This window comes from Kitasatospora sp. NPDC048286 (assembly GCF_043201735.1).
In the GTDB taxonomy this organism is placed as follows: domain Bacteria; phylum Actinomycetota; class Actinomycetes; order Streptomycetales; family Streptomycetaceae; genus Kitasatospora.
Window position 1 is genome coordinate 297,382 of sequence record NZ_JBICZE010000010.1, and the last position, 21,012, is coordinate 318,393.

General features: G+C 74.0%; 21 protein-coding genes. 14 read left to right on the forward strand and 7 right to left on the reverse strand.

Annotation, left to right across the window (positions count from 1 at the left end; translation table 11 throughout):
* The first annotated feature begins 61 nt into the window (after nucleotides 1-61).
* The 3 genes from ACGF13_RS25050 (at nucleotide 62) to ACGF13_RS25060 (ending at nucleotide 1,766) form a co-directional block, all read left to right on the forward strand.
* Nucleotides 62-496 (forward strand): ATP-binding protein, encoded by a 435-nt coding sequence (locus ACGF13_RS25050; protein ID WP_392878706.1) that lies wholly within the window; start codon nucleotides 62-64, stop codon nucleotides 494-496.
* Between the two features lie 14 nt (nucleotides 497-510).
* Complete coding sequence (locus tag ACGF13_RS25055) at nucleotides 511-1,065, forward strand: hypothetical protein (RefSeq protein ID WP_392878708.1); 555 nt, start codon at nucleotides 511-513, stop codon at nucleotides 1,063-1,065.
* Nucleotides 1,066-1,259: 194 nt separating this feature from the next.
* Nucleotides 1,260-1,766, forward strand: coding sequence for a hypothetical protein (locus ACGF13_RS25060; protein WP_392878710.1), 507 nt, complete (start codon nucleotides 1,260-1,262; stop codon nucleotides 1,764-1,766).
* Nucleotides 1,767-2,086: 320 nt separating this feature from the next.
* On the opposite strand, the gene ACGF13_RS25065 is transcribed toward ACGF13_RS25060, so the two are convergent.
* Nucleotides 2,087-3,001 carry a ribosome-inactivating family protein gene (locus ACGF13_RS25065; RefSeq protein WP_392878712.1) on the reverse strand — a complete coding sequence of 305 codons (915 nt, stop codon included), beginning with the start codon at nucleotides 2,999-3,001 and terminating at the stop codon, nucleotides 2,087-2,089.
* Between the two features lie 811 nt (nucleotides 3,002-3,812).
* Here ACGF13_RS25065 and ACGF13_RS25070 point away from each other — a divergent pair.
* The gene (locus tag ACGF13_RS25070; RefSeq protein WP_392878713.1) at nucleotides 3,813-3,962 is read left to right on the forward strand and encodes a pentapeptide repeat-containing protein; all 150 of its coding nucleotides are present in this window, start codon (nucleotides 3,813-3,815) and stop codon (nucleotides 3,960-3,962) included.
* Nucleotides 3,963-3,989: 27 nt separating this feature from the next.
* Here the strand turns inward: ACGF13_RS25070 and ACGF13_RS25075 are convergent, their stop codons facing one another.
* Complete coding sequence (locus ACGF13_RS25075) at nucleotides 3,990-4,976, reverse strand: alkylmercury lyase family protein (protein WP_392878715.1); 987 nt, start codon at nucleotides 4,974-4,976, stop codon at nucleotides 3,990-3,992.
* A 100-nt stretch (nucleotides 4,977-5,076) separates the two neighbouring features.
* Between ACGF13_RS25075 and ACGF13_RS25080 the strand changes: the two genes are divergently transcribed.
* Nucleotides 5,077-5,481 carry a heavy metal-responsive transcriptional regulator gene (locus ACGF13_RS25080; RefSeq protein ID WP_392878717.1) on the forward strand — a complete coding sequence of 135 codons (405 nt, stop codon included), beginning with the start codon at nucleotides 5,077-5,079 and terminating at the stop codon, nucleotides 5,479-5,481.
* Nucleotides 5,482-5,532: 51 nt separating this feature from the next.
* Here the strand turns inward: ACGF13_RS25080 and ACGF13_RS25085 are convergent, their stop codons facing one another.
* Nucleotides 5,533-6,225 carry an alpha/beta fold hydrolase gene (locus ACGF13_RS25085; RefSeq protein ID WP_392878720.1) on the reverse strand — a complete coding sequence of 231 codons (693 nt, stop codon included), beginning with the start codon at nucleotides 6,223-6,225 and terminating at the stop codon, nucleotides 5,533-5,535.
* Between the two features lie 134 nt (nucleotides 6,226-6,359).
* Between ACGF13_RS25085 and ACGF13_RS25090 the strand changes: the two genes are divergently transcribed.
* From ACGF13_RS25090 to ACGF13_RS25100, 3 genes are all read left to right on the forward strand, one after another.
* Nucleotides 6,360-6,875, forward strand: a complete 516-nt coding sequence (locus ACGF13_RS25090) for a hypothetical protein (RefSeq protein ID WP_392878722.1) — start codon at nucleotides 6,360-6,362, stop codon at nucleotides 6,873-6,875.
* A 201-nt stretch (nucleotides 6,876-7,076) separates the two neighbouring features.
* A complete protein-coding gene (locus tag ACGF13_RS25095; RefSeq protein ID WP_392878724.1) occupies nucleotides 7,077-8,624 on the forward strand; it encodes an AMP-binding protein in 1,548 nt (515 codons plus the stop codon).
* A 267-nt stretch (nucleotides 8,625-8,891) separates the two neighbouring features.
* Nucleotides 8,892-9,380, forward strand: coding sequence for a GNAT family N-acetyltransferase (locus tag ACGF13_RS25100; RefSeq protein ID WP_392878726.1), 489 nt, complete (start codon nucleotides 8,892-8,894; stop codon nucleotides 9,378-9,380).
* A gap of 11 nt (nucleotides 9,381-9,391) precedes the next feature.
* On the opposite strand, the gene ACGF13_RS25105 is transcribed toward ACGF13_RS25100, so the two are convergent.
* On the reverse strand, nucleotides 9,392-10,354 hold the full coding sequence (locus ACGF13_RS25105; protein ID WP_392878729.1) for a GlxA family transcriptional regulator: 963 nt from the start codon (nucleotides 10,352-10,354) through the stop codon (nucleotides 9,392-9,394).
* A 100-nt stretch (nucleotides 10,355-10,454) separates the two neighbouring features.
* On the opposite strand from ACGF13_RS25105, the gene ACGF13_RS25110 reads away from it, so the two are divergent.
* Nucleotides 10,455-11,051 (forward strand): cysteine hydrolase family protein, encoded by a 597-nt coding sequence (locus ACGF13_RS25110; RefSeq protein WP_392878873.1) that lies wholly within the window; start codon nucleotides 10,455-10,457, stop codon nucleotides 11,049-11,051.
* On the opposite strand, the gene ACGF13_RS25115 is transcribed toward ACGF13_RS25110, so the two are convergent.
* The gene (locus ACGF13_RS25115) at nucleotides 11,041-11,565 is read right to left on the reverse strand and encodes a hypothetical protein (RefSeq protein ID WP_392878731.1); all 525 of its coding nucleotides are present in this window, start codon (nucleotides 11,563-11,565) and stop codon (nucleotides 11,041-11,043) included. The two genes, ACGF13_RS25110 and ACGF13_RS25115, sit on opposite strands and share 11 nt — an antisense overlap.
* 184 nt (nucleotides 11,566-11,749) lie before the next feature.
* On the opposite strand from ACGF13_RS25115, the gene ACGF13_RS25120 reads away from it, so the two are divergent.
* Nucleotides 11,750-12,682 (forward strand): sigma-70 family RNA polymerase sigma factor, encoded by a 933-nt coding sequence (locus tag ACGF13_RS25120; protein ID WP_392878733.1) that lies wholly within the window; start codon nucleotides 11,750-11,752, stop codon nucleotides 12,680-12,682.
* 56 nt (nucleotides 12,683-12,738) lie between these two features.
* Here ACGF13_RS25120 and ACGF13_RS25125 read toward each other — a convergent pair whose 3' ends face one another.
* Nucleotides 12,739-13,257 (reverse strand): DinB family protein, encoded by a 519-nt coding sequence (locus tag ACGF13_RS25125; protein ID WP_392878736.1) that lies wholly within the window; start codon nucleotides 13,255-13,257, stop codon nucleotides 12,739-12,741.
* Nucleotides 13,258-13,309: 52 nt separating this feature from the next.
* Nucleotides 13,310-13,885, reverse strand: a complete 576-nt coding sequence (locus tag ACGF13_RS25130; protein ID WP_392878738.1) for a nucleosidase — start codon at nucleotides 13,883-13,885, stop codon at nucleotides 13,310-13,312.
* A 564-nt stretch (nucleotides 13,886-14,449) separates the two neighbouring features.
* Between ACGF13_RS25130 and ACGF13_RS25135 the strand changes: the two genes are divergently transcribed.
* From ACGF13_RS25135 to ACGF13_RS25150, 4 genes are all read left to right on the forward strand, one after another.
* Entirely contained in the window at nucleotides 14,450-15,790 is a 1,341-nt protein-coding gene (locus tag ACGF13_RS25135; RefSeq protein WP_392878741.1) for a hypothetical protein, read from the forward strand.
* A gap of 22 nt (nucleotides 15,791-15,812) precedes the next feature.
* Nucleotides 15,813-16,763 carry a glutamate ABC transporter substrate-binding protein gene (locus ACGF13_RS25140; RefSeq protein ID WP_392878744.1) on the forward strand — a complete coding sequence of 317 codons (951 nt, stop codon included), beginning with the start codon at nucleotides 15,813-15,815 and terminating at the stop codon, nucleotides 16,761-16,763.
* Between the two features lie 257 nt (nucleotides 16,764-17,020).
* Complete coding sequence (locus tag ACGF13_RS25145; RefSeq protein ID WP_392878747.1) at nucleotides 17,021-18,418, forward strand: hypothetical protein; 1,398 nt, start codon at nucleotides 17,021-17,023, stop codon at nucleotides 18,416-18,418.
* A 5-nt stretch (nucleotides 18,419-18,423) separates the two neighbouring features.
* Nucleotides 18,424-21,012 (forward strand): tetratricopeptide repeat protein, encoded by a 2,589-nt coding sequence (locus ACGF13_RS25150; RefSeq protein WP_392878749.1) that lies wholly within the window; start codon nucleotides 18,424-18,426, stop codon nucleotides 21,010-21,012.

Here is a 21,012-nt window from a genome sequence, read left to right on the forward strand (position 1 = left end):
CGTGCGCAGCGTGAGCTTCGCGCCCCTCTCGCACGCCCCTCCGCCCCCTTCGAGGTGCCCCATGCTCACTGCCCGTCGCCCCCGCATGTTCGTCGCGCGCCTCGACTCGCGGACCGAGTCCACGCCCCTCGCGCGCTACCTGCTCCGGGCGTACCTCTCCGGGCTCCCCTCGGGCGAACGGTACGGCGACACCGCCGAGTTGCTGCTGGGTGAACTGTTCGCCAACGCCGTCCAGCACTCGGACGCCCCCGACGAGAGGCACATCGAAGTCCGCTTCTCGCTCGTTAACTCCCGCCTGAGGATTGAAGTCCACGACGCCGGCACCACCCACCCCGCGCTCCCCGCCCCCACCCCCGACGACGAACACGGCCGCGGACTCTTCCTCGTCAACGAGCTTGCCGAACGCTGGGGCAGCGCCTCCCACCCGGGCGGCGTCGGCAAGTTCGTCTGGGTCCTCGTCGCTCCCGTCCCCACCCCCGTCCTCGTCACCGTCTGAAAGCCCGAACCCCCATGAATCTCGCCACCCTCGCCCGCCACACCCTCTCCCGTGGCGCCACCCCGGCCGCCACGTACGCGCTCATCGCCCGCCTCGGCCACCAACCCCTGATCTGTGCCCGGGCGGTCTGCCTGGCTCTCGACATCCCCCACGCCGAAGCCACCCGCCGCCTCGACGACTGCTACGACGCCCTCCTCGCCGACCCCCGCCCCAACTCCGAGGACGACACCGGCGAACTCCTCGAAGCCCTCGGCGTCTTCGACGTCCCCAAGAGCCTCGACACCAACGAACTCGCCGTCGTCGACCTCTTCCTGGCCGCCATCGAGGCCCTGGGAGGGATTCGCCCGGGCCACCAGCACGGTCTCCAGCGCTGGTTCACCACCGGCAACCTCACGGCGGCCTACCTCTCCCTCACCGCCACCCACCCCCTCCCCCGCACCGGTGACCCGGCCCAGTACTGGAGCACCCTCACCAGCGCCGGCGAACTCCTCACCGCCACCCCCAACCCGGACCCCCGCCTCAAGCTCGCCCTCACCCACTGCCGCACCCAAGCCGCCACCCACCCCTGAACCCCACCGGCTCCCCCAGCACCCAGCGGACACCGAATGCGCCGAACCCCATGCGCCCCGCGCAGGAAGTCGACCCCACCCGACTTCCTGCGCACCCCCGGCGGCCAGCAGTCGCCGACTTCGCCGCACGAACGCGCGCCCAGCCAGCACAATGAGGCCGAACCGCAAGAACGGACGAGAGGCCCCGGAGATCCATGCTGAACCCGCTCGCTGCGCCGGACGCGGTGGAAGCCGCGGCGGAACCCCTTCTCGACCTGCTCCAGGACTGCGACCACGAGCCGTTCATCGAACTGCTTCACGTGGTCCCCGTGACGGGGACGACACCCGGTCATGACCGGATGCGGGGTCTCGCTCAGGCCGTCTACGACGCCGGCGGCTGGGGCAGCGGATACCAGGTGACAACACCTGTAGTCCCGTTCGCTTCTCCCCGGGCCTGGCGGGACATTCTCCGTCGACAGGTGACCGAGGGGTTCATGCAGCCCGCCAACAGGTGGCCGGCAGCCGACCTGCGCACGCCCGACGAGATCCGGCAGGCCGGCGAACTCGCCGATGGCGTCGCCGACCTCATCGAGGCGCACCTGGGTCCCGTCCGAAGCTCCGGCGATGTCGGAGGCCCGCACACGTCCTACATCTGGTGGCGCAACCTGCTGTTGGTCACCGACAGTTGGGCCACGATCCTGCATCTCGCGATCAGCGACTGACCGACCACTTCTCCCAAGTCACCGGCACCCCTCGGGCTTCCTGGTGTCGCGTCCTGTGGAGTGGCGTAACGGATCACCCCGGGGTGGTATTCAGGGTCACCGCCAGGCCCCGAAAACCACTTCGCCCCGCACCAGAAGTCGGCCCCGCTGACTTCCTGCTCACCACGGCGCCCAGCGGCCAAACCCGGCGGCGCCGCCAGCGGCCGGACGCCGAACCACCGGACCACGACAACGCGCAGGAAGTCGGCCCGGCCGACTTCCTGCGCGTCACCTCCGTCCGGAAGCCGGGCAGCTGCCCTGTCGGCTTCCGGAGGACGTGGCTACGGCTGGGGACGGGAACCGCTGAAGAGGTCCATGTAGGACACGTACTGCATCAGCTGCGGCAACGTGTAGAACGTGCGGGCGAAGACCCCCGCGCCGACCGTGATGGCAGGGGTGCCAGGGTTGTTCATGACCCGGTACACCCAGTTCGAGAGCGCGGCCCAGTTCGTCTCCAGGTTGACGTTCTCCACGCCGACCTGAGCGACGCCGTGGTCCCGGATGTTGCCACGGATGTTGTCGAAGATCCGACCGAAGCGCGCCGCCTCCGAGGTGGCCTGGACCATCATGAGGACGGAGTCCGCCAGGAGACTGCGCCCGCTGCCGCTGGCCATGAGGCCGGAGATGTGACTCAGCTGCTGCAGGGCGTTGTCGAGCCTCGGCCCGGTGATCTGCTGGCTCTGCCTGTCACTGCCACCGGGGATGTTGTTGTAGTTGCTCGACCAGGGGATGAGGCTCGCGTTGACGCCCAGGACCCGGTTGAAACGGCCCACCGCCGCAGGACCGTCATTGAAGGTCCAGTGCGTGCCCCCGGCCTGGTAGAAGCCGGCCACGTACAGGTTGTGCGGCCAGAAGTACAGCGCACCCTGATAGATGCCGCCCCGGTGGATGCTGATCTGGATGAGCCGGTCTACGTCTCTCACCTGCGTCTCGTCCAGGTCGGTCCTGAACCAGTCGTGGCTGCTGAGCGTGTGGAGCCGGGCGATCACGTCCCAGTAGCGCTGGTGCGGCGAAGCGCCGCCACCGTTCAGGTCGCTGATGTCCCAGTTGATGTTGGTGAGATTCTCGCTCGTGTCGGCGCGCGCCGCGGGCGACGTCATGCCCGTGAGCCCGACCGCCAGCGCGAGGGCGATCATCACACCGACCAGGCGGCGGAGCACCCGTGCCGGTGCGCTGAGTTCGTTTGTCGTCAGCATGCAGGAATCCCTCGATGATGATGAGACGAGTCGTCAGCGCGCCTCACCAGCCACCGGTTTCCATGCGCGGCCGGCATCCATGACGCACTGCCAGCAGGCTAGGCAGCCGTCCGATTTCCCGATGCTCCGTCAGGGGCCAAGCACTTGATCACCAGTGCACACTCACGGGCCTGCCCACCGGCATCATCCGGTGGGCAGGCCAGGGGGCGCGCGCAGCCCTAGCCGCGCCGGGTGAACACCCAAGTGAGCAGGCTGGTCACGGTGGCACCACCCGCCGCCGCAGCGCACGGCGTTCGCCTGACAGAGCTGCGACTTCGCTTCATGATGAACTGACAGCGGACGGAACCTGACAGTCCATCGAGGTGCACCCTGTGGTGGGAATCGCCATTCCAAGCAGCGAGAAGCTTCCGCCCGGGCCTCGAAGGGACCTGGTCGAGGGCTTGCACGGGCTGTACCGGGGCGCCGGCAAGCCCAGTCTCCGCGACATCTCCGACGGCATCAAGCGCCGCGACGACCTGCCGACGACGGTGAGCCACGACACTGCGAGCCAGCTGCTGAACGGAGTGGCAGTCCCCTCCTGGGCGAGGGTGGAGTCCATGGTGCGCTACCTGGCCGAGGCCGCCGTCGGGCGGCAGAAACCGGACCCCGAAGACGAGGTCGAGCGCTTCCACCGACTCTGGCTCGCCGCCGAGGACGCGGATCCGGATGCGCCAGCAGAACCACCCACAACCGGTCAGGCGCTGAGGGCGGACCTTCGGTCCACCGATCTCGAGCGACGAATCACCGCCCTCTACCGCCTGGAACGACTGGCTTGGCGCACCCCACCGAAGGGAAGCTGCGCGGCGTTTCCTTCGCCGATGCCGATCTTTCGCGAGCGCGATTCTCCAAGAGTGCCCTGGAACGGACACAACTGACACGCACCCGGCTCGCCTCCATCGTGGTCGTATCCGACTCCGACTGAACCCACAAGACGAGGCCGCCGCCGTGCTCAAGGCGCCAGCAAGTGCCCGAAGGTGTCCCGCCCGATGCGCGCCGCCTCCGACCGGCCGACCACCCGCCCGTGCACATCCGGGTGGCTGCCCGTCCAGGTGCAGGCGCTCGCCTCGTCGGTGAAGAAGTTCAGCACGTCGCAGCAGGCCACGGCCGCCGGGCCGCCTCCGGGGCGCTGCCCGACGAAGACCACCGCGTCGGCCGGCTCCCACCGCAGGGTGCCGTCGACCGACGTGACGGTGACGGGCTCGCCGCTCACCGGGTCGGTGGAGGTGATCACCGCGTCCTGGCCGAGCATGGCCGGGATGCCCAGGGCGTCGACGGCGCACATCGACCACACCTCCACCCCGCCGGCGAGGCGGACCCGGTGCCGGGTGGGGACGGCGGAGAAGGGGTAGGCGGCGCGGATGTTCCCCGCCTCGTCCAGGGTGACGAAGTCCTCGGCAGCCAGTTCGGCGAGCGCCTCCGGCGGCAGCGGCCGGGTGTCGGGGGCGGCCCCGGTGTCGGCGAAGTGGCGCAGGATCTGCTGCTGCACGGCGCGCAGGCCGCGCTCGGCGGGGGCGCGGCGTCCGCGGCCGGCCCGGTCGACGACGCGCCGGACGTCCGGGAGGTCCGGCGCCTCCGGGAGCGGGGCGCAGCAGTCCGCCGGTCCCGGTCCCGGCCCCCCGGCATCGCGGACCGGCGCGGCCTGTCCGGCGAGGGCCCGGCGCAGGGCGGTCTCGTCCGGCAGGCCGGACATCGCGCCGTCCGCTCCCCAGTAGAGGCGGCACGACAGGCTCGGTACGGCGCCGGGCGGGGCGAACGGGTCGGTGCCGTCGAGCAGGATCGTCGGCGAGCCGTACATGCCCAGGCGGGCGGCCTCGGCCTCGTCGGCCACCTCGACCAGCTCCACCTCGGCTTCCCGCCCGTCCAGCGCGGTGGCCACCAGGTCCAGCGCGGGCCGCGCGTTCGGGCAGTCCGCCACCGTCAGCACCGTGATCCGCATGTGCTCAGCCCTCCAGGCCGTCGTTCGACTCCGACTCCGTCTCCGTCGTCCGACGCTAGACCTTCCAGTGCACTGGAAGGTCAAGGGCTAGCCTGGAGGCATGCGCATCGGCGTCCTTGCCGCCCGCACCGGGCTGACGACCAAGACCATCCGCTTCTACGAGGACAGCGGCCTGCTGCCCGCGCCGCCGCGCACGCCGGGCGGCTACCGCGACTACCCGGACACCGCCGTGACCCGGCTCGCGTTCGTCCGCGACGCCCAGCGCGCGGGCCTCACCCTCGCCGAGATCCGCTCGGTCCTCGTCCTGCGCGACGAGGGCCACGCCCCCTGCAGCCACCTCACCGGCCTCATCCACGAGCACCTCGCCGACATCGAGCGCCGCATGGCCGACCTCGCCGCCACCCGGGAGTCGCTCCGCGGCCTCGCCGACCGCGCCGCCACCACCGACCCGGCCGCCTGCACGGCGGACGACATCTGCACCATCGTCACGCCGGCAGGGCCGTAGGCGCCGACGGCCGACGGCTGCCGCGCCTCGCCCCGCCCCGCCCCGCCCCGCCTACAGCGCGGCCCGGTACGCCTCCAGCCGGTCCGCCAGTTCCTCCGGGTGGCCGAGCATCGGGAGGTGGTCGCCCGGCATCTCGTCGGGCCGGAGGCCGAGGCGCTCCTCGACGTGGCGCCGCAGGAACGCGGGCGGGAAGAAGCGGTCGCCGGTGGCCAGTAGGAACCTGGTGGGCACGTCCGGCCAGGCCGCCAGCGGCCACGGTGTCCCGAACGGCGTCGCCGACTGCCGCCGCTGGTGCCCGGTGAGGAGTTCCTCGGCCAGGGCGGCCGGGGTATCGTGCAGGAACAGGGCGCGCTCGTCCTCCTCCGCGCCCTCCGGCACGCCCCTGCCGCGGTCGGATTCGCGGCGGGCCGGCCCGTAGCCGGTGTTCTCCCACCAGGCGCCCGGTGTCTCCCCGGGTGCCGGCACCTGGGCCTGGAGCATGACCAGCAGGTCCACCGGCACCCGCGCGCACACCAGCGGACCGGTGAAGCCACCGAACGAGTGGGCGACGACCACGAGCCCGCCCGTCCGGTCGCCGATCGCCGCGACCACCGCGTCCGCGTACTCGGCGAGCCCGGCCGCGTCGTCGTCGCACGGCAGCTCCGGCGCGAGCACCTCGTGGCCGCGCCCGCGCAACTCGGCCGCCAGCGGCTCCCAGCACCAGGCGTCGGCGGCCGCGCCATGGATCAGAACGTACGTCGTCACGGATCACTCCCGCCCGGAACGGATCACTTCCGCATCGCACCCGAGCCTACCGGCCGATCCGCCCCCGAACGGTCGGTCGGCACCCGCATACTCATCCCAACGACCATTCACCGACCGCTCGTTGGGGGAAGCCCTTGTTCCGCGACACCCGCCCGCGCGGCATCCGCGTACCGACCCACCGCGAGACCGCCGAGGAGTGGGGCGAGCAGATCGCCGCGCTCCGCGGCGCTCCGCCCGGGTGGTCCTTCCTGCTGGGGCGGCTCTCCTCCGACGGCTACCTCTGCCACCTGGACCTCAACTACCACCTGGACGGCGAGCTCGTCGCCGTCGTCCAGACCTCGCGCCCCGTCCCGGACGGCCACCGGGTGGGCTCCCTCACCACCCCGCAGTCCCAACTCTCCACCTTCCTGGCCAATTCGGACCGCCTGGACCTGCGCACCCACCTCGCCCCGCTCGACGGCCCGCCCACCCCGGGCGAGGTCCTGCTCCACGGCGTCCCCGTCCCGGTCGAGGTCCACCACAGCCACGGCTGCCGCAGCGCCCTGCTCCCCCGGCTCCCCTCCCAGCGGGGCTACGTGATCGTCACCGCCACCACCGAGCACTGGGCCGCCGCCACCGACCTCGCCCTGCGGCCTCCGGCGGCGTTCTGAACGGGGCAACGGGGCGGCGCACCGAACTCCCGGGCGATTCACTCGAACAGAGGCAGCGCCGGCGCCAAGTAACTGATTGACCGTCACGAATGCGCCGACAGCGCTATGTTCACGCCAATTGCCCGCAGGGCGTCCCCGACCCGGCGGCACGGATGGGGTTAGCCTGTGGCCATGGTTGCAAACTACAAGGAAGAAGTAGCCATGCCCGACGAGGAGTTCGTCAGCGGCCCCGCGCTGATCCTCCAGTCCCTCGCCTCCGACCCCGACCGGCGGGCCGTCGTCGCCGCCGACGGCACCGAGGTCACCGCCGGCGACTTCGCCGCCGCCACCTACCGCCTCGCCCACGAGCTGATCGCCCGGGGCGCCGCCGTCGGCACCACCGTGACCCTGCTGACGGGCAACACCCCCGAGGCCCTCAGCGCCCGGTACGCGGCGGGCCTCGCGGGCGCCCGGGTGGTGAACCTGTACGACGGCATGAGCATCCCCGTCCTGGCCGAGATCACCGCGAGCGTCGACACCGCCGTGCTGCTCGTGGACGCCGAACGGTACGCCGAGGCCCCCGAGTTGCTCCCGCTGATCGACGTGCCGACCGTCCTGACCCTGGGCCCGGGGCCGCTCGACGGCCGCACCCCGGCCATCGGCGAGGACGTGATCGCCGCCTCCGCCCACCGCCCGGCCGAGCCCCCGGACGTCCGGATCGGACCGGAGGACGATCTCAGCATCCGCCACACCGGCGGCACCACCGGCATCCCGAAGGGCATCCTCAGCCTGCACGGGCCCTACCGCCGCGTCTTCGACGACCCGGTCGTCAGCACCGGCGGCCCGCCCCGCTTCCTCGCCGCCACCCCGCTGGCCCACCTCGGCGGGGTCCTCGCCGACCTGGCCCTCCAGCACGGCGGCACGGTGGTCCTCCAGCGCTCCTTCGACCCCGGCGCGGTCCTGGCCGCCGTCGAGCGCGAACGCATCACCGACTTCTGGGTGCTGCCGCCGCTGCTCCACCAGCTCCTCGACCACCCGGCGATCGGCCGCACCGACCTGTCCAGCCTGCGGCAGATCCTGTACGGGGGCAGCGCCGCCTCACCGACCCGGATCCGCGAGGCGCTCAAGGTCTTCGGGCCGGTCCTGGTGGGCATGTACGGGATGTCGGAGGCGCAGCTGATCTCCGTACTCATGCCGCAGGAGCACAAGCGGATCGGCCAGGGCGGCCGGGTCCCGGTCGGCCGGCCCGTCCCGGGCGTCGAGGTGGCGATCCGCTCGCTCGACGGCACCGACCTGCCGGCCGGCGAGCAGGGCGAGATCCACATTCGCTCCGACGTCGTCATGGCCGGGTACTGGAAGCGGCCGGACCTCACCGCCGCGGTGCTGCGGGACGGCTGGCTGGACACCGGCGACATCGGCTACTTCGACCAGGACGGCTACCTCTACCTCTCCGACCGGGTCAAGGACCTGATCATCGTGGTCGGCGGGCACGTCTACCCCTCCGAGGTGGAGGAGCTCCTGCTCACCCACCCGACGGTCGCCCGCTGCGCGGTCTTCGGGGTCCGCGACGACCAGGAGGCGGAGCACGTCCACGTCGCCGTCGTTCCCTCACCGGGGCAGCGGCCGCGGCTGGACGAACTCCGCGCCTTCGTCACCGAGCGCAAGGGGCGGATCTTCGCCCCCGAGGTGCTGCACGTCGTCGACGAGATCCCGCTGACGCCCGTCGGCAAGCCGGACAAGAAGCGCCTGCGCGCGGCCGCCACGGGCTGACGGCGCCCACCGGGCCCACGGCCCACGGCTTCACCCCATGGTGGGGTTTGGCTCAACGGACCACGGCCCCCGTGCCGAGAAGCCAACGGGGTGGCGGCGCTGAGGGCCGCCCCCCCGCCCCTCCCCCCTTCCTCGCCTCGCCGGGCCCCGCCCGGCTCCTCCCCCGCCCTACCCGGCCTCACCGGGCCCCGCGGAAAATGACTCCCCGACCACCTGTTCGCATGCCTATGATCACCCCTCATGAACAGCAGAGATGTGGGGAAACGCATGACGCAGCAGACCACCGACCGCCAGGGCCGGACCGTGGTGCTCGAGGAGATCACGGAGGAGAACTGGCGCGACGTCGCCGACGTGGCGCCCGCCGACGACCAGCGCCGGTACGTGGCCGCACTCGCCGCGCGCTACCTCCTGCTCTCCCAGCGCGGCGGGGTCTGGACGTCCCTCGGCGTCCGCGCCGGCGAGGACATCGTGGGCCACGTCATGTGGGCGTACGACGACGAGGACGGCACCCACTGGATCGGCGGCATGGTGGTGTCCGAGGCCGAACAGGGCCGGGGCGTGGGCCGCGCCACCGTGCACGCCGTGATCGAGCGCCTGTCGGCGCTGCCGGAGTGCCGGGAGATCCGCCTCTCCTACCACCCGGACAACACCTCCGCCGGGCACCTCTACACCTCGCTCGGCTTCCGGCCGACCGGGGACCACGAGGACGAGGAGATCGTCGTGGCGCTCCCCGTCGGCGCGGCGGTCACGGCCTGACCCCGTAGACCTCAGCCCTCCTCCCGCCCCCGGAAGGCCCGCCGGTACTCCCTCGGCGCCACACCCACCCTGGCCGTGAAGACCGGCCGCAGCGAGACCGCCGAGGCGAAGCCGCAGTGGGTGGCGACGGCGTCGACGGGCAGGTCGGTCTCCTCCAACAGGCGCTGGGCGGCCAGGACGCGCTGGTCGAGGAGCCAGCGCATCGGGGCGGCTCCGGTGGCGGCGGCGAACCGGCGCGCGAAGGTGCGTTCGGACATCAGGGCGGCGCCGGCCATCCGGCGCACCGTCCAGGGGGCGTCGAGGGAGGTCAGCACCTCCGCCCGGAGCCGGGCCAGCGGGTCGTCGCCGGCAGCGGCGTCCGGGACCGGGGAGGGGATGAACTGGGCCTGGCCGCCCGCCCGGAACGGCGCGGTGACCATGGCGCGGGCGATCGCGGCGGCGGCCTGCTGGCCGTGGGCGGTGCGGACGAGGTGCAGGCAGAGGTCGATGCCCGCCGCGACGCCCGCCGAGGTCCACAGGCCGTCGCCGCCGGTGAAGAGCACCTCAGGCCGGACCGTCACCGCCGGGAAGCGGCGGGCGAGTTCCGGGGCGAGCGCCCAGTGGGTGGTGGCCTCGCGGCCGTCCAGCAGGCTGGCCTCGGCGAGGACGAAGGCGCCCGCGCAGAGCGAGGCGATCGGGACGCCGGCGGCGGAGACGGCCCGCAGGGCGTCCAGGATCTCCGGGCTCCGCCGGACGGCCGGGTCCTCGACGCCCGGCACCATCACCAGGTCGCAGTCGGCCAGCGCCGCGGGGCCGTGGTCGGGGACCCGCTCCAGCCCGCCGCCCAGCCGCACCCGGGCGCCCTCCGGCCCGCAGACCAGCAGGTCGAAGGCGGGCAGGCCGGGCCGGGAGGTCCGGTTCGCCCACACCTCGCCGATCACCGCGTAGTCGAAGGCCCGGACCCCGTCGAAGATCAGACACCCCACCGTTCGCATGGCAGGAACCTATGGCACGGGAACCCGTGGCAGGAATCCATCGATGGGTGGCTTCTCCGCCCATCACGCCTCCCCGGCGGCCCCGACCACCATGGTCGGCATGACCAACACCGACGCCTTCGACGCCCCGCTCACCCTCGACCCCGACGCCGTCCTGCTGCTCGTCGACGTCCAGAAGGGCTTCGAGGACGCCTCCTTCTGGGGCCCGCGCGACAACCCGCGGGCCGAGCAGCGGATGGCCGAACTGATCGCCACCTGGCAGGCCACCGGCCGGCCGATCGTCACCGTCCAGCACGCCTCCACAGCGGGCCCGCTCGCCGAGGGCACCCCGGGGTACGGGCTGAAGGACTTCGTCGCCGGCGTCACCCCCGCCCTGCACGTCACCAAGACCGTCAACAGCGCCTTCTACGGCACCCCGGACCTCCACGCCTGGCTCCAGGAGCGCGGCGCCCGGCAGGTGGTCGTCGCCGGGATCATCACCAACGTGTGCTGTGAGACCACCACCCGGATGGCCGGCAACCTCGGCTACGACGCGATCTTCCCCACCGACGCCATGCACTCCTTCGACATGACCGGCCCCGACGGCACCACCGTCCCCGCCGCCGAGCTCGCCCGCGCCACCGCGACGACCCTGCACGCCAACCGCTTCGCCAAGGTGGTCACGACCAGGGACGTCACCGAAGCCGCTACGGCCTGAACAGCGGCTCGTACACGGCGCCCTCCTCCTCCGCGTTGAGCAGCACGTACGAGGCCCCGAGGCCCAGCGCGCGCTCCCGCAGCCGCGCCAGGGCCTCGGCCGGGGAGGGAACGTCCAGCCCGAGCGCGGCGGCCGCCGCGTCCCGCTCGGCGTACAGCCCGGGCTCGTCCTCCAGGTACTCCTCGGCCGCCGCCTCGCTCTCCTCGACCGTCAGCCGCCGGCAGTCCCGCCACCACGGCACCGCCAGCAGCAGCCGGACCAGCTCCGGCACCCCGACGGCCAGCAGGGCCGCCCCACCCTCGGAGTCGGCGTACAGCACCGGCCGGTCCTCGCCGCCCTCGCCGCACAGGAAGTAGGTGCCGCCCGCGCCGTCCTTGGCCAACGGCTCCAGGGCCTCGCCCGAGGCGAGCACGACCTCCTCACCGTGCTCGTAGACGTCGAGGGAGAAGTCGCCCGGCCAGGCCAGGAAGTCGGCGGCGGCGGAGTCGGCGCGGATCGCATCGAGGAGGGACATGGCGGCCACCCTACGAGGCGCCTCGGACAGGGCCCCGGGCCGCCGACCGCCCCGCCGACCGCCCCCGACCGCCCCGCCGGGGCGCGTCGCCCAGGCACGTCGCCGGAAGGGAGTTGATCTCCCGGCGCCGCCGTTGTTGGGTGGCTCCTGCTGCCCTGCCCCCGGCGACGAAGGACCGTGACACGTGGACGAGAAGGTGGACGACCGGGCCGCCCGGGCCGCGCTCTTCGAGGAGCACCGCCCGCACCTGCGCGCCGTCGCGTACCGGATGCTCGGCTCGGTCGGCGAGGCCGAGGACGCCCTCCAGGACGCGTGGCTGCGCTACGACCGCACCGACACCGCCGACGTGGCCAACCTCGGCGGCTGGCTGACCACGGTGGTCTCGCGGGTCTGCCTGAACCTGCTGCGCACCCGCGCCCAGCGCCGCGAGGAGCCGCTGGAGCCCGCCGGTCCCGGCGGCGAGCCCGGGCCGCCGCGCATCCCGGACCCGCTGCTGCGGCGCGAGGGCGTGGTGGACCCGGAGCAGGAGGTGGTGCTCGCGGACTCGGTCGGGCTGGCGCTGATGGTGGTGATGGAGTCGCTATCGCCGGCCGAGCGGGTCGCCTTCGTGCTGCACGACCTGTTCGCGGTGCCGTTCGAGGAGATCGCCCCGCTGATCGAGAAGACCGCCGCCGCCACCCGCCAGCTGGCCAGCCGGGCCCGCCGCAAGGTGCGGGGGCAGGCGCCCACGCCCGACCCGGACCTCGGCCGGCAGCGCGCGGCCGTGGACGCGTTCTTCGCCGCCGCCCGCAACGGCGACCTGGACGCGCTGGTCGCCGTGCTCGACCCGGACGTGGTGCTGCGCTCGGACGGCGGCACGGTGCTGGCCCGGCACACGGTGGTGCTCTCGGGCGCGGGCACGGTGGCCGGTCAGGCCGTCCTGTGGGGCACGCTGTCGCCGTTCGCCCGCCCGGCGCTGGTCAACGGCACCGCGGGCGCGGTGGTCATCGGCGACAACGGCCGGGCGCTGTCGATCATGGCGTTCACGGTGGTGGACGGCGCGATCGTCGCGATCGACGTGCTCACCGACCCGGAGCGGCTGGCGGCGCTGGACCTCTCGGACTTCCGGGACGCCTGACCCCGGGGCGGCGGGGGTGGGAGGGCCCGGTCCGCCCTCCCGCCCCCGCTCCGCCGTCAGCGCCCGACCGCGCCGTCCAGCTGCTCGCGGATGATGTCCGCGTGCCCGGCGTGCCGCCCGGTCTCCTCGATCATGTGGACCAGCACCCACCGCAGCGACGGCCCCTCGGCGGCCTCCGGCCGCAGCGAGCGCGCACCCGGCCGGTCCAGGTCCGGGGCGGCCGCGGCCACCGCGTTCGACCGCTCGATCGCCGCCCGGTAGCCGGCGAGCTCCGCGGCCACGGTCGCGCCGTCCAGCGGCGCCTCGCCCGTCTTGCGCGGCTCGTCGCCCACGCCCCGGTAGGCCCAGGTGAACCAGTTGTCCTCGACCACGGCGAGGTGCCGCACCAGCCACAGCAGGCTGGTGCCGGAGGCGACGCCGGGGCGCCGGGCGTCCTCGTCGGCGACCCCGTCGAGCTTGGCGATCACCGCCGCGCGCAGGTAGTCCAGGAAGGCCAGCAGGGTGGTCGGCTCGTCCGCGTTCAGGCTCGGCGGACGGACGTCGGAGGGCTCGCTCGGAACGGTGGTCTCGGTCATCGCGCCACCCTAGCCAGCGCCGGAGCCCCGGGACACCGACTTTGAGGAGGCGTCACCAGCCCTGCGCGACCACCCAGTCGGCCAGCTTCCGGGCGCAGTCGTCCACCGACTCCTTCCAGCTGTGCCCCGCGCCGTCCCCGGCCTCGTCGCTGACGTGCTTGACCAGCCGCACGGGAACGCCGGCCCGGTGCGCGACGGTGGCGACGGCGTAGCCCTCCATGTCCACCAGGTCGGCGTGCTCGGCGAGCCGGTCGCGGGCGTCCGGGTCGGAGACGAAGAGGTCGCCGGTGGCCAGCACCGGGCCGTCGCCCTTGCCGATCACCAGCGGTGCGCCGTACTCACGCCCGGTGAGCGCGTGCAGGGTGGTGGTGTCCAGGTCGTGCTGGATCACCTGGACCACGTGGTGGATGCCCTCCCAACCGGGACGCAGCGCACCGGCCGTACCCAGGTTGATCACCTCGGAGGGCTTCTCGCCCTGCGCGAGGACGGTGGCCAGCGCGACGGCGGCGTTGACCTTCCCGATCCCGGTGAGCAGCACGGGCAGGCGGTCGTCCAGGTGGGCGGCCTCCTCGCGCACGGCGACGACGAGCAGCGGGCGGTCGGGCGAGATCGTTCCAAGCAGGCGCATACCTCCATCGTACGGAGCGAGGGGATGCCGCACCCGGGAACGCTCGTCCGCACCCGGCCCCCGCGCTCCGCCCGGCGGGGAACCGCGGAGGGGGCGGCCGGCGTCGGACGGTTCGCCACCTCCCGGGGCGACCGGCACGAGCGGAACGAGCGGCACTAGCGGCAGGAGCGGCAGGGACCGGCACGAGCGGTACTGGCGGTACGAGCGGTACCGGCGTTACGAGCGGTACCGGCGGTACGAACCGCCCCGGGGAACGTGCACGACATGCTCAAGATCGGCGCAAGTCGGGTGTGGTCGCGGGGAGTCACGGCCATACTGCTGCCATCGGTCGGGCCCCGGGGACGGGCCCGGCCCCAGGGGAGGATGAGGCGGGTGGCAACACCAGTAGGCAGCGGCGCGTCCGGCGCCGCGTTCCCGGCACGGCCGAACCAGCCGCCGGGTACGGCGGTGGCGACGGCCGCACCGGCGGCGACGGCCCGGTCGGGGGGCCCTGCCGTCCCCGGAGCGGCCCCGCCCGCGCGGCCCGGCGGCGCTCCCCCGGCGCCCAGACCCGGCGGGGCGCCGGTGAAGCGCCCCTCGACGGCCGTCGCCACCGGTGTGCGCGCCCGGCTCGCCCAGGCCACCCGCACGCCCCCCGGTCGGCTGCGGCTGACCGGTGTGGTGCTCGCGGTGCTCACCGTGGCCTTTGGGGGGCTCACCGCCTGGCAGTTGGAGACCAGGGCGCAGGCCGCCGACCGGGTGGTCTCGTACAGCCAGCCGCTCAGCCGGGACGCCGCCGAGATCCACCGCAACCTGGCCGACGCCGCCACCACCGCGGCGAGCGGCTTCCTGCTGGCCGGCGCCGAGCCCGACGAGGTCCGCAGCCGCTACGAGCAGGACGTCGCCACCGCCGCCAAGCTGATCGCCGAGGCCGCCGCCCGGACCACGGCGACCTCCCCCGCACAGGGCTCGCTCGCCCGACTGAACCAGCAACTCCCGGTGTACGCCGGCCTGGTGGAGACGGCGCGGGCCGACAACCGGCAGGGCATCCCGCTCGGCGGCGGCTACCTGCGGTACGCCTCCGAGCAGATGCAGACGGTGCTGCTGCCGACCGCCGCCGAACTGGCCGCCGCCGAGAACCAGGAGCTGGCCGACGACTACGCCGCCGCCGAGGCGGTGCCGTGGGCGGCGTACGGCCTGGCGCTGGTCACCCTGGCGGCGCTGGTCTGGGTGCAGTCGACGCTGTTCCGCCGCACCAACCGGGTGTTCAACATCGGACTGCTGGGCGCCACCGCCGCCGTGCTGGCCGGCGCCCTGTGGCTGACCGTCACCGGGCTGGCCACCGACTCGGCCCTCCACCGCAGCAGCCGCGAGGGCGCGAACCCGCTGCAGGCGCTCAACTCCGCCCGGGCGGACGTGCTGACGGCCCGGCTGGCGGAGAACCTGCACTTCGTCGCCCGCGGCTCGACCACCAGGTACGCCGACCAGTGGGCGAAGGCCGCCGAGAACCTGGCCGGCGCCGAGAAGACTCCACCGGGCCGGTACAGCGGCTCCCTGGCGGATGCCTTCTACAAGGCGCCGGAGGCCGCCAGGCCGAGCATCCAGGAGGCCAGGAACCAGTTCGACGAGTGGCGCCGGCGGCACGACGCGGCCCGGGTCCGGGAGGTGAGCGACGCCGACTACCAGGGCGCCCTGGAGGCCACCGTGACGGCCAAGGGCGACGCGGCCACCGCCGACGCCGCCTTCAACGCCACCGACAGGGCGCTCGCCCAGGCCGCCGACATCGAGCAGGACCGCTTCACGAAGGCCGCCGAGGGCACCGGCGGGGACCTGCGCGCCGCCGGCGTCGCCGCCGCGCTGCTCGGCCTGCTGGCCGCGGCCGCCGCGCTGCGGGGTCTGGGCCGACGACTGGCCGAGTACCGGTAACGGGCAAGGGGGAGACCGACCGATGCGCAACAGGACCTTCCGGAGAACCACCAGGCCCGCCGCCGCGCTGGCCCTGCTGGCGGCCGGCGCGGCCGTGCTCGCCGGGGGCGGCCCGGTCGGCGCCGCACCCGCGGCCGCGACCGCCGCGCCCCTGGCCGTACAGCAGGAGCAGACACCGGGCGACGGCTGCGACGTCTACAAGAGCGTGCCGCCGAGCACCGAGGACGGCCCCGCCGTCAAGGCCATCAAGGCCAAGCGCAGCCTGGTGATCGGCGTGGACCAGAACAGCTACCGCTGGGGCGCCCGCAACCCGAACACCGGGCAGATCGAGGGCTTCGACATCGACCTCGCCCGGGCGATCGGCGCGGCCGTCATGGGCGACCCGGAGAAGGTGGTACTCAAGCCGGTGGCCACGGCCGACCGGATGGACGCCATCAAGAAGGGCCGGGTCGACCTGATCGTCCGCACCATGACGATCAACTGCAAGCGGATGGAGGACGTCGCCTTCTCCAAGCCGTACTTCAACATCAGCCAGCGCGTCCTGGTGCCGAAGTCGTCGCCGGCGAAGAACATCGACGACGCGGTCAAGGACAAGGCGGTCTGCGCCGCCGACGGCTCCACCGCGCTGAACATCGTCAAGGAGAAGAAGACCGCCCGGCAGGTCGTCACGGTGGAGAACCAGCTGGACTGCCTGGTCCTGATGCAGCTCGGCAAGGTCGACGCCACCATGACCGACAACGGCCTGGCGGCCGGCCAGGCCGCGCAGGACCAGACCGTGCGGATCGTGGACGGCGAGGCGCAGCCGGAGGTGATCGGCGTCGCCATGCTGAAGGACAGCACCGACCTGACCGCCCGCGTCAACCAGGTCCTGGCCGACTACTACGCGCGCGGCGACTGGGCCCGTTCGTACGAGCACTGGCTCAAGCCGTACATGCTCAACGAGGCCGATCACTACTGGCCCGGCTCACACTGAGGCGGCGTCCGGCCGGCCCGGCGGCGACGCGCGGGGCCGGCCCGCGGCGACGCGGAGGACGGCGCGGGGGAGGTAGCGCGCGCGCCGTCAGCGGGGCGTTGACGGCGCCTTGACGCCCCGCGCCCGCTCCGCCGCAACGGCCACCGGTTAGGGTTCGGGACGATCACCACGGGGAGACCGGTGGTGGACACGGGGGTTGTCGTGGGACCGCACGTCAGGCACGTCGGGATCGCACGCGAGGAAGGAAGGACACCGCGGTGGCGGCATCGGCTGGCCCGGCACTGAGCCGGGAGGAGGTCGACCGCGCGCTCGCCCGCCTCGGCGCGGAGCGGGACGCGGTCGAGTCGGCGCTGCTCGCCCTCCAGGACCACCCGGGCCTGCGGCTGCTGGACGGCGCCGAGCTGTCCGGGCGCACCCTGGAACGCTGGTCCGTCGCCGGCAAGGGCCTGCCGCTGCTCTGGGCGCTGTTCGACCGCTACTCCGAGGCGCTGGCCTCGGCCCGTGCCGTCCGGGCCCGCAAGGCCAAGCCCGGCGCGCCCGAACTGGCCGAGCTGAGCGAGCTGCTGACCGGCGACGCGGTGACCGTCCCCGGCGGGGTGGTGCCGGACGGCCCGCAGGTGCTCGGTGCGCCCGCCAAGCTGGTCGAGCGGATCAGCCTGAACGCGCTGATGGCCCGGATGAACTCCTGGTACGCCACCGTGCTGGAGGTGGTCAGCGCCGCCGACGCGGTCTGGTCGGCGCTGCCGGCCCGGATCGACCTGCTGCTGGCCGAGCTCCAGCGGGTGCGCACCCTGGCCGCCTCGCTCGGCGTGCGCACCGGAGGCCACCCGCTGGGCGACGACCTGGCCGGGATCGAGCAGGACCTCACCGCGCTGCGCACCGAGGTGCACGGGGACCCGCTGGCGCTGTGGCGCCCGGCCCGGGTGCCCGCCCAGCGCGGCACCGTCCCGGAGGGCTCGGCCTTCGCCGGCCCGGCCGGGGTGGTGGACACCGAGCGGTTCGACCGAGCCGGGCGGGCGCTGGACGGCGTCCGGCTGGAGCTGGAGGACCTGCTGCGGCTGCGCGACGAGGCCGAGGAGCGGCTCCAGGGCGTCGGCGACCTGCTCCAGCGGGCCGACGCCACCCTGGCCGAGGCCCGCCGGGCGCGCGGCGAGGTGCTGGCGAAGATAGCGTCCAGCGACGTCCCGGCGGTGCCGGGCCCCGCCTCGGCGCTGCGCGAGCGGATCGTCGCCGCGCTGGACCTGCGCCAGGCCGGGCAGTGGGGCCGGCTGGCGCCGCTGCTGGACGCGCTGGAGGACGCCGCCGCCAAGGAGCTGGGCCGGGCCCGGCAGTCGCTCACCGAGGTGACCCAGCCGCTGGCCGTCCGGGCCGAGCTGCGCGGCCGGCTGGACGCCTACAAGGCGATGGCGGCCCGGCTGCGGGTCGCCGAGGACCCGGAAGTGGTCGAACGGTACGAGAAGGCGCGCTGGCTGCTCTGGAGCGCGCCCTGCGACCTGCGGGCGGCGGCCGCCGCGGTGGCCCGGTTCCAGCAGTCGCTGCGCCCGGCCCACGCCGAGGCCGAGCCCGGGCGGGCTCAGGAGGCGGCCGGCCCGGCGCCGGGCGCCTCGCAGGTTCAGGACGGACAGGCTCAGGACGGACAGGCTCAGGGGGGCTGAGGTTGATGGGCGGGACGTGCGAACGGCCGGAGTGCTCCGGCAGCGGCAGGATCGACGCCGACGGCTACTGCGACGAGTGCGGGCTCGCACCGGCGGGCGGGACCACCACGGCGCCCACGGCCGGGACCACCTCGGCGACCACGACCGGAACGACCGGGGCAGCCGCGCCCGCCGGGCCCGGCTCGCCCTGTCCGCGCGACTGCTCCGGCAGCATCGACCCGGACGGCTACTGCGACGAGTGCGGCCTGACCCCGCCCGCCGACGACACCGGCGTCACCCAGCCCTACGTCCCCTCCGCCCGGGTCTCCGGCGGCTCCGGGCACGCCGGCTCGGGGCACACCGGCTCCGCCCGTTCGCCGTCGGCCCGCACCGGCTCGGCACGCTCGATGTCCGGCCGCTCCCGCTCGCACCGCTCGACCCGTACCGGCAGCGGCCGCTCGCTCTCGGTCCGCTCCACCCGGGGCAGCGCCTCCGCGGGCACCCGCAACCGGCTGGGCGCCGGTCTGGTCACCGTGCCGACCGTCGAGGCGGCCGACCCGTCCCGGGCCGTCCTGGCCGACGCCGAGGTGCCCGAGCGCAAGCGGTTCTGCTCCAGGTGCGACGCCCCGGTGGGCCGGGAGAAGAACGGCCGCCCGGGCCGCCCGGACGGCTTCTGCACCAAGTGCGGCACGCCGTACTCGTTCACGCCCAAGCTGCGCCGCGGCGACCTGGTCGGCGGGCAGTACGAGGTGGTGGGCTGCCTGGCGCACGGCGGGCTCGGCTGGATCTACCTGGCGGTGGACCGGCGGGTCAACGACAAGTGGGTGGTGCTCAAGGGTCTGCTGGACACCGGGGACGAGGACGCGCTCGCGGTGGCCGTCGCCGAGCGGCGCTTCCTGGCCGAGGTGGACCACCCGAACATCGTCCGGATCATCAACTTCGCCGAGCACCCGGACCTGCGCACCGGCGCCACCGACGGCTACATCGTGATGGAGTACGTCGGCGGGAAGTCGCTCAAGGACATCGCCAACGAGCGCCGCACCCCGGACGGCCGGCGCGAGCCGCTGCCGGTCGAGCAGGCGATCGCGTACGCGCTGGAGGCGCTGCCGGCCCTGGGCTACCTGCACGGCCGGGGCCTGGTCTACTGCGACTTCAAGATCGACAACGTGATCCAGAGCGGCGACGCGCTCAAGATCATAGACATGGGCGCGGTCCGCCGGCTCGACGACGACGGCCCGATCTACGGCACCATCGGCTACCAGGCCCCGGAGATCGCCACCGACGGCCCCTCGGCCGCCTCCGACCTGTACACCGTGGCCCGCACCCTCGCGGTGCTCACCTTCGACTTCCAGGGCTACAGCAGCACCTACCGCGACTCGCTGCCCGGCCCCGAGCAGGTCGAGATCTTCGCCCGGTACGAGTCGTACTACCGCTTCCTGGTCCGCGCCACCGACCCGGACCCGGCCCGCCGCTTCGCCTCCGCCGAGGAGATGGCCGACCAGCTCACCGGCGTGCTGCGGGAGGTGCTGGCCCTTCAGGACGACCGGCCCAGGCCCGCGCCCTCCACCCTGTTCGGCCCCGAACTGCGCGTCGTGGACACCGAGTTGGTGCTTCCCACCGAGCAGGCCGGGAAGCTCGCGGTGGCCCCGCTGGACCCGGCCGCCGCCGCCCTCGCGCTGCCCGTCCCGCGGGTCGACCCGGGCGACCCCAACGCCGGCTTCCTGGCCGTCCTGGTCACCCCCGACCCCGAGGAGACGCTCGCCGCGCTGGCCGCCGCACCCACCGTCTCGGTCGAGAGCCGGCTGCGCGAGCTGCGCGCCCTGCTCGAACTCGGCCGCCACGAGGACGCCGTGAGCCGGCTCGCCGAGCTGGAGCGGGACCAGCCGGACGACTGGCGGGTGGTCTGGTACCGCGGCCTGACCGCGCTGGTCGGCGGCGGGGACTCCCAGCGACGACCGTCGGCGCCGGGCCAGGAGCGCCCGGAGGCGAGCGGGCGAGTCACAGCCGCCGCGGAGGCCTTCGACGCGGTCTACGACGCCTTCCCCGGCGAGGCCGCGCCCAAGCTGGCCCTCGCCATCTGCGCCGAACTGCTCGGCGACGGCGGCGACGCGGCCGAGTTCTACCGGCTGGTGTGGGCCACCGACCACGCCTACCTGAGCGCCGCCTTCGGGCTGGCCCGGGTCCGGCTGGCCGAGGAGGACCGGACCGGCGCGGTCCGCGTCCTGGAGACCGTCCCGGCCACCTCCAGCCAGTACACCGCCGCCCGGATCGCCGCCGTCCGGGCCCGGCTGCGCGAGCGCCGGCCCACCGACGACCTGGCCGCCGACCTCGACGCGAGCTCCGCGCAGCTGACCGCGCTGCGGCTGGACGACCGCCGCCGCGAGGAGCTCGCCGTCGAGGTGCTCGACGCGGCCCTCGGCTGGGTCGGCGCCGAGGCGGCCGCCGGCCGGCGGGCCACCGGACTGGTGGTCCTGGGACGTCCCGCACAGGAGCGGGAACTGCGCTTCGCCCTGGAGCAGTCCTACCGGGTACTCGCCCGGTTGGCCGACCGGGCCGAGAACAGGATCGAGATGGTGGAACGGGCCAACCGAGCCCGTCCCAGGACGTGGGTGTAG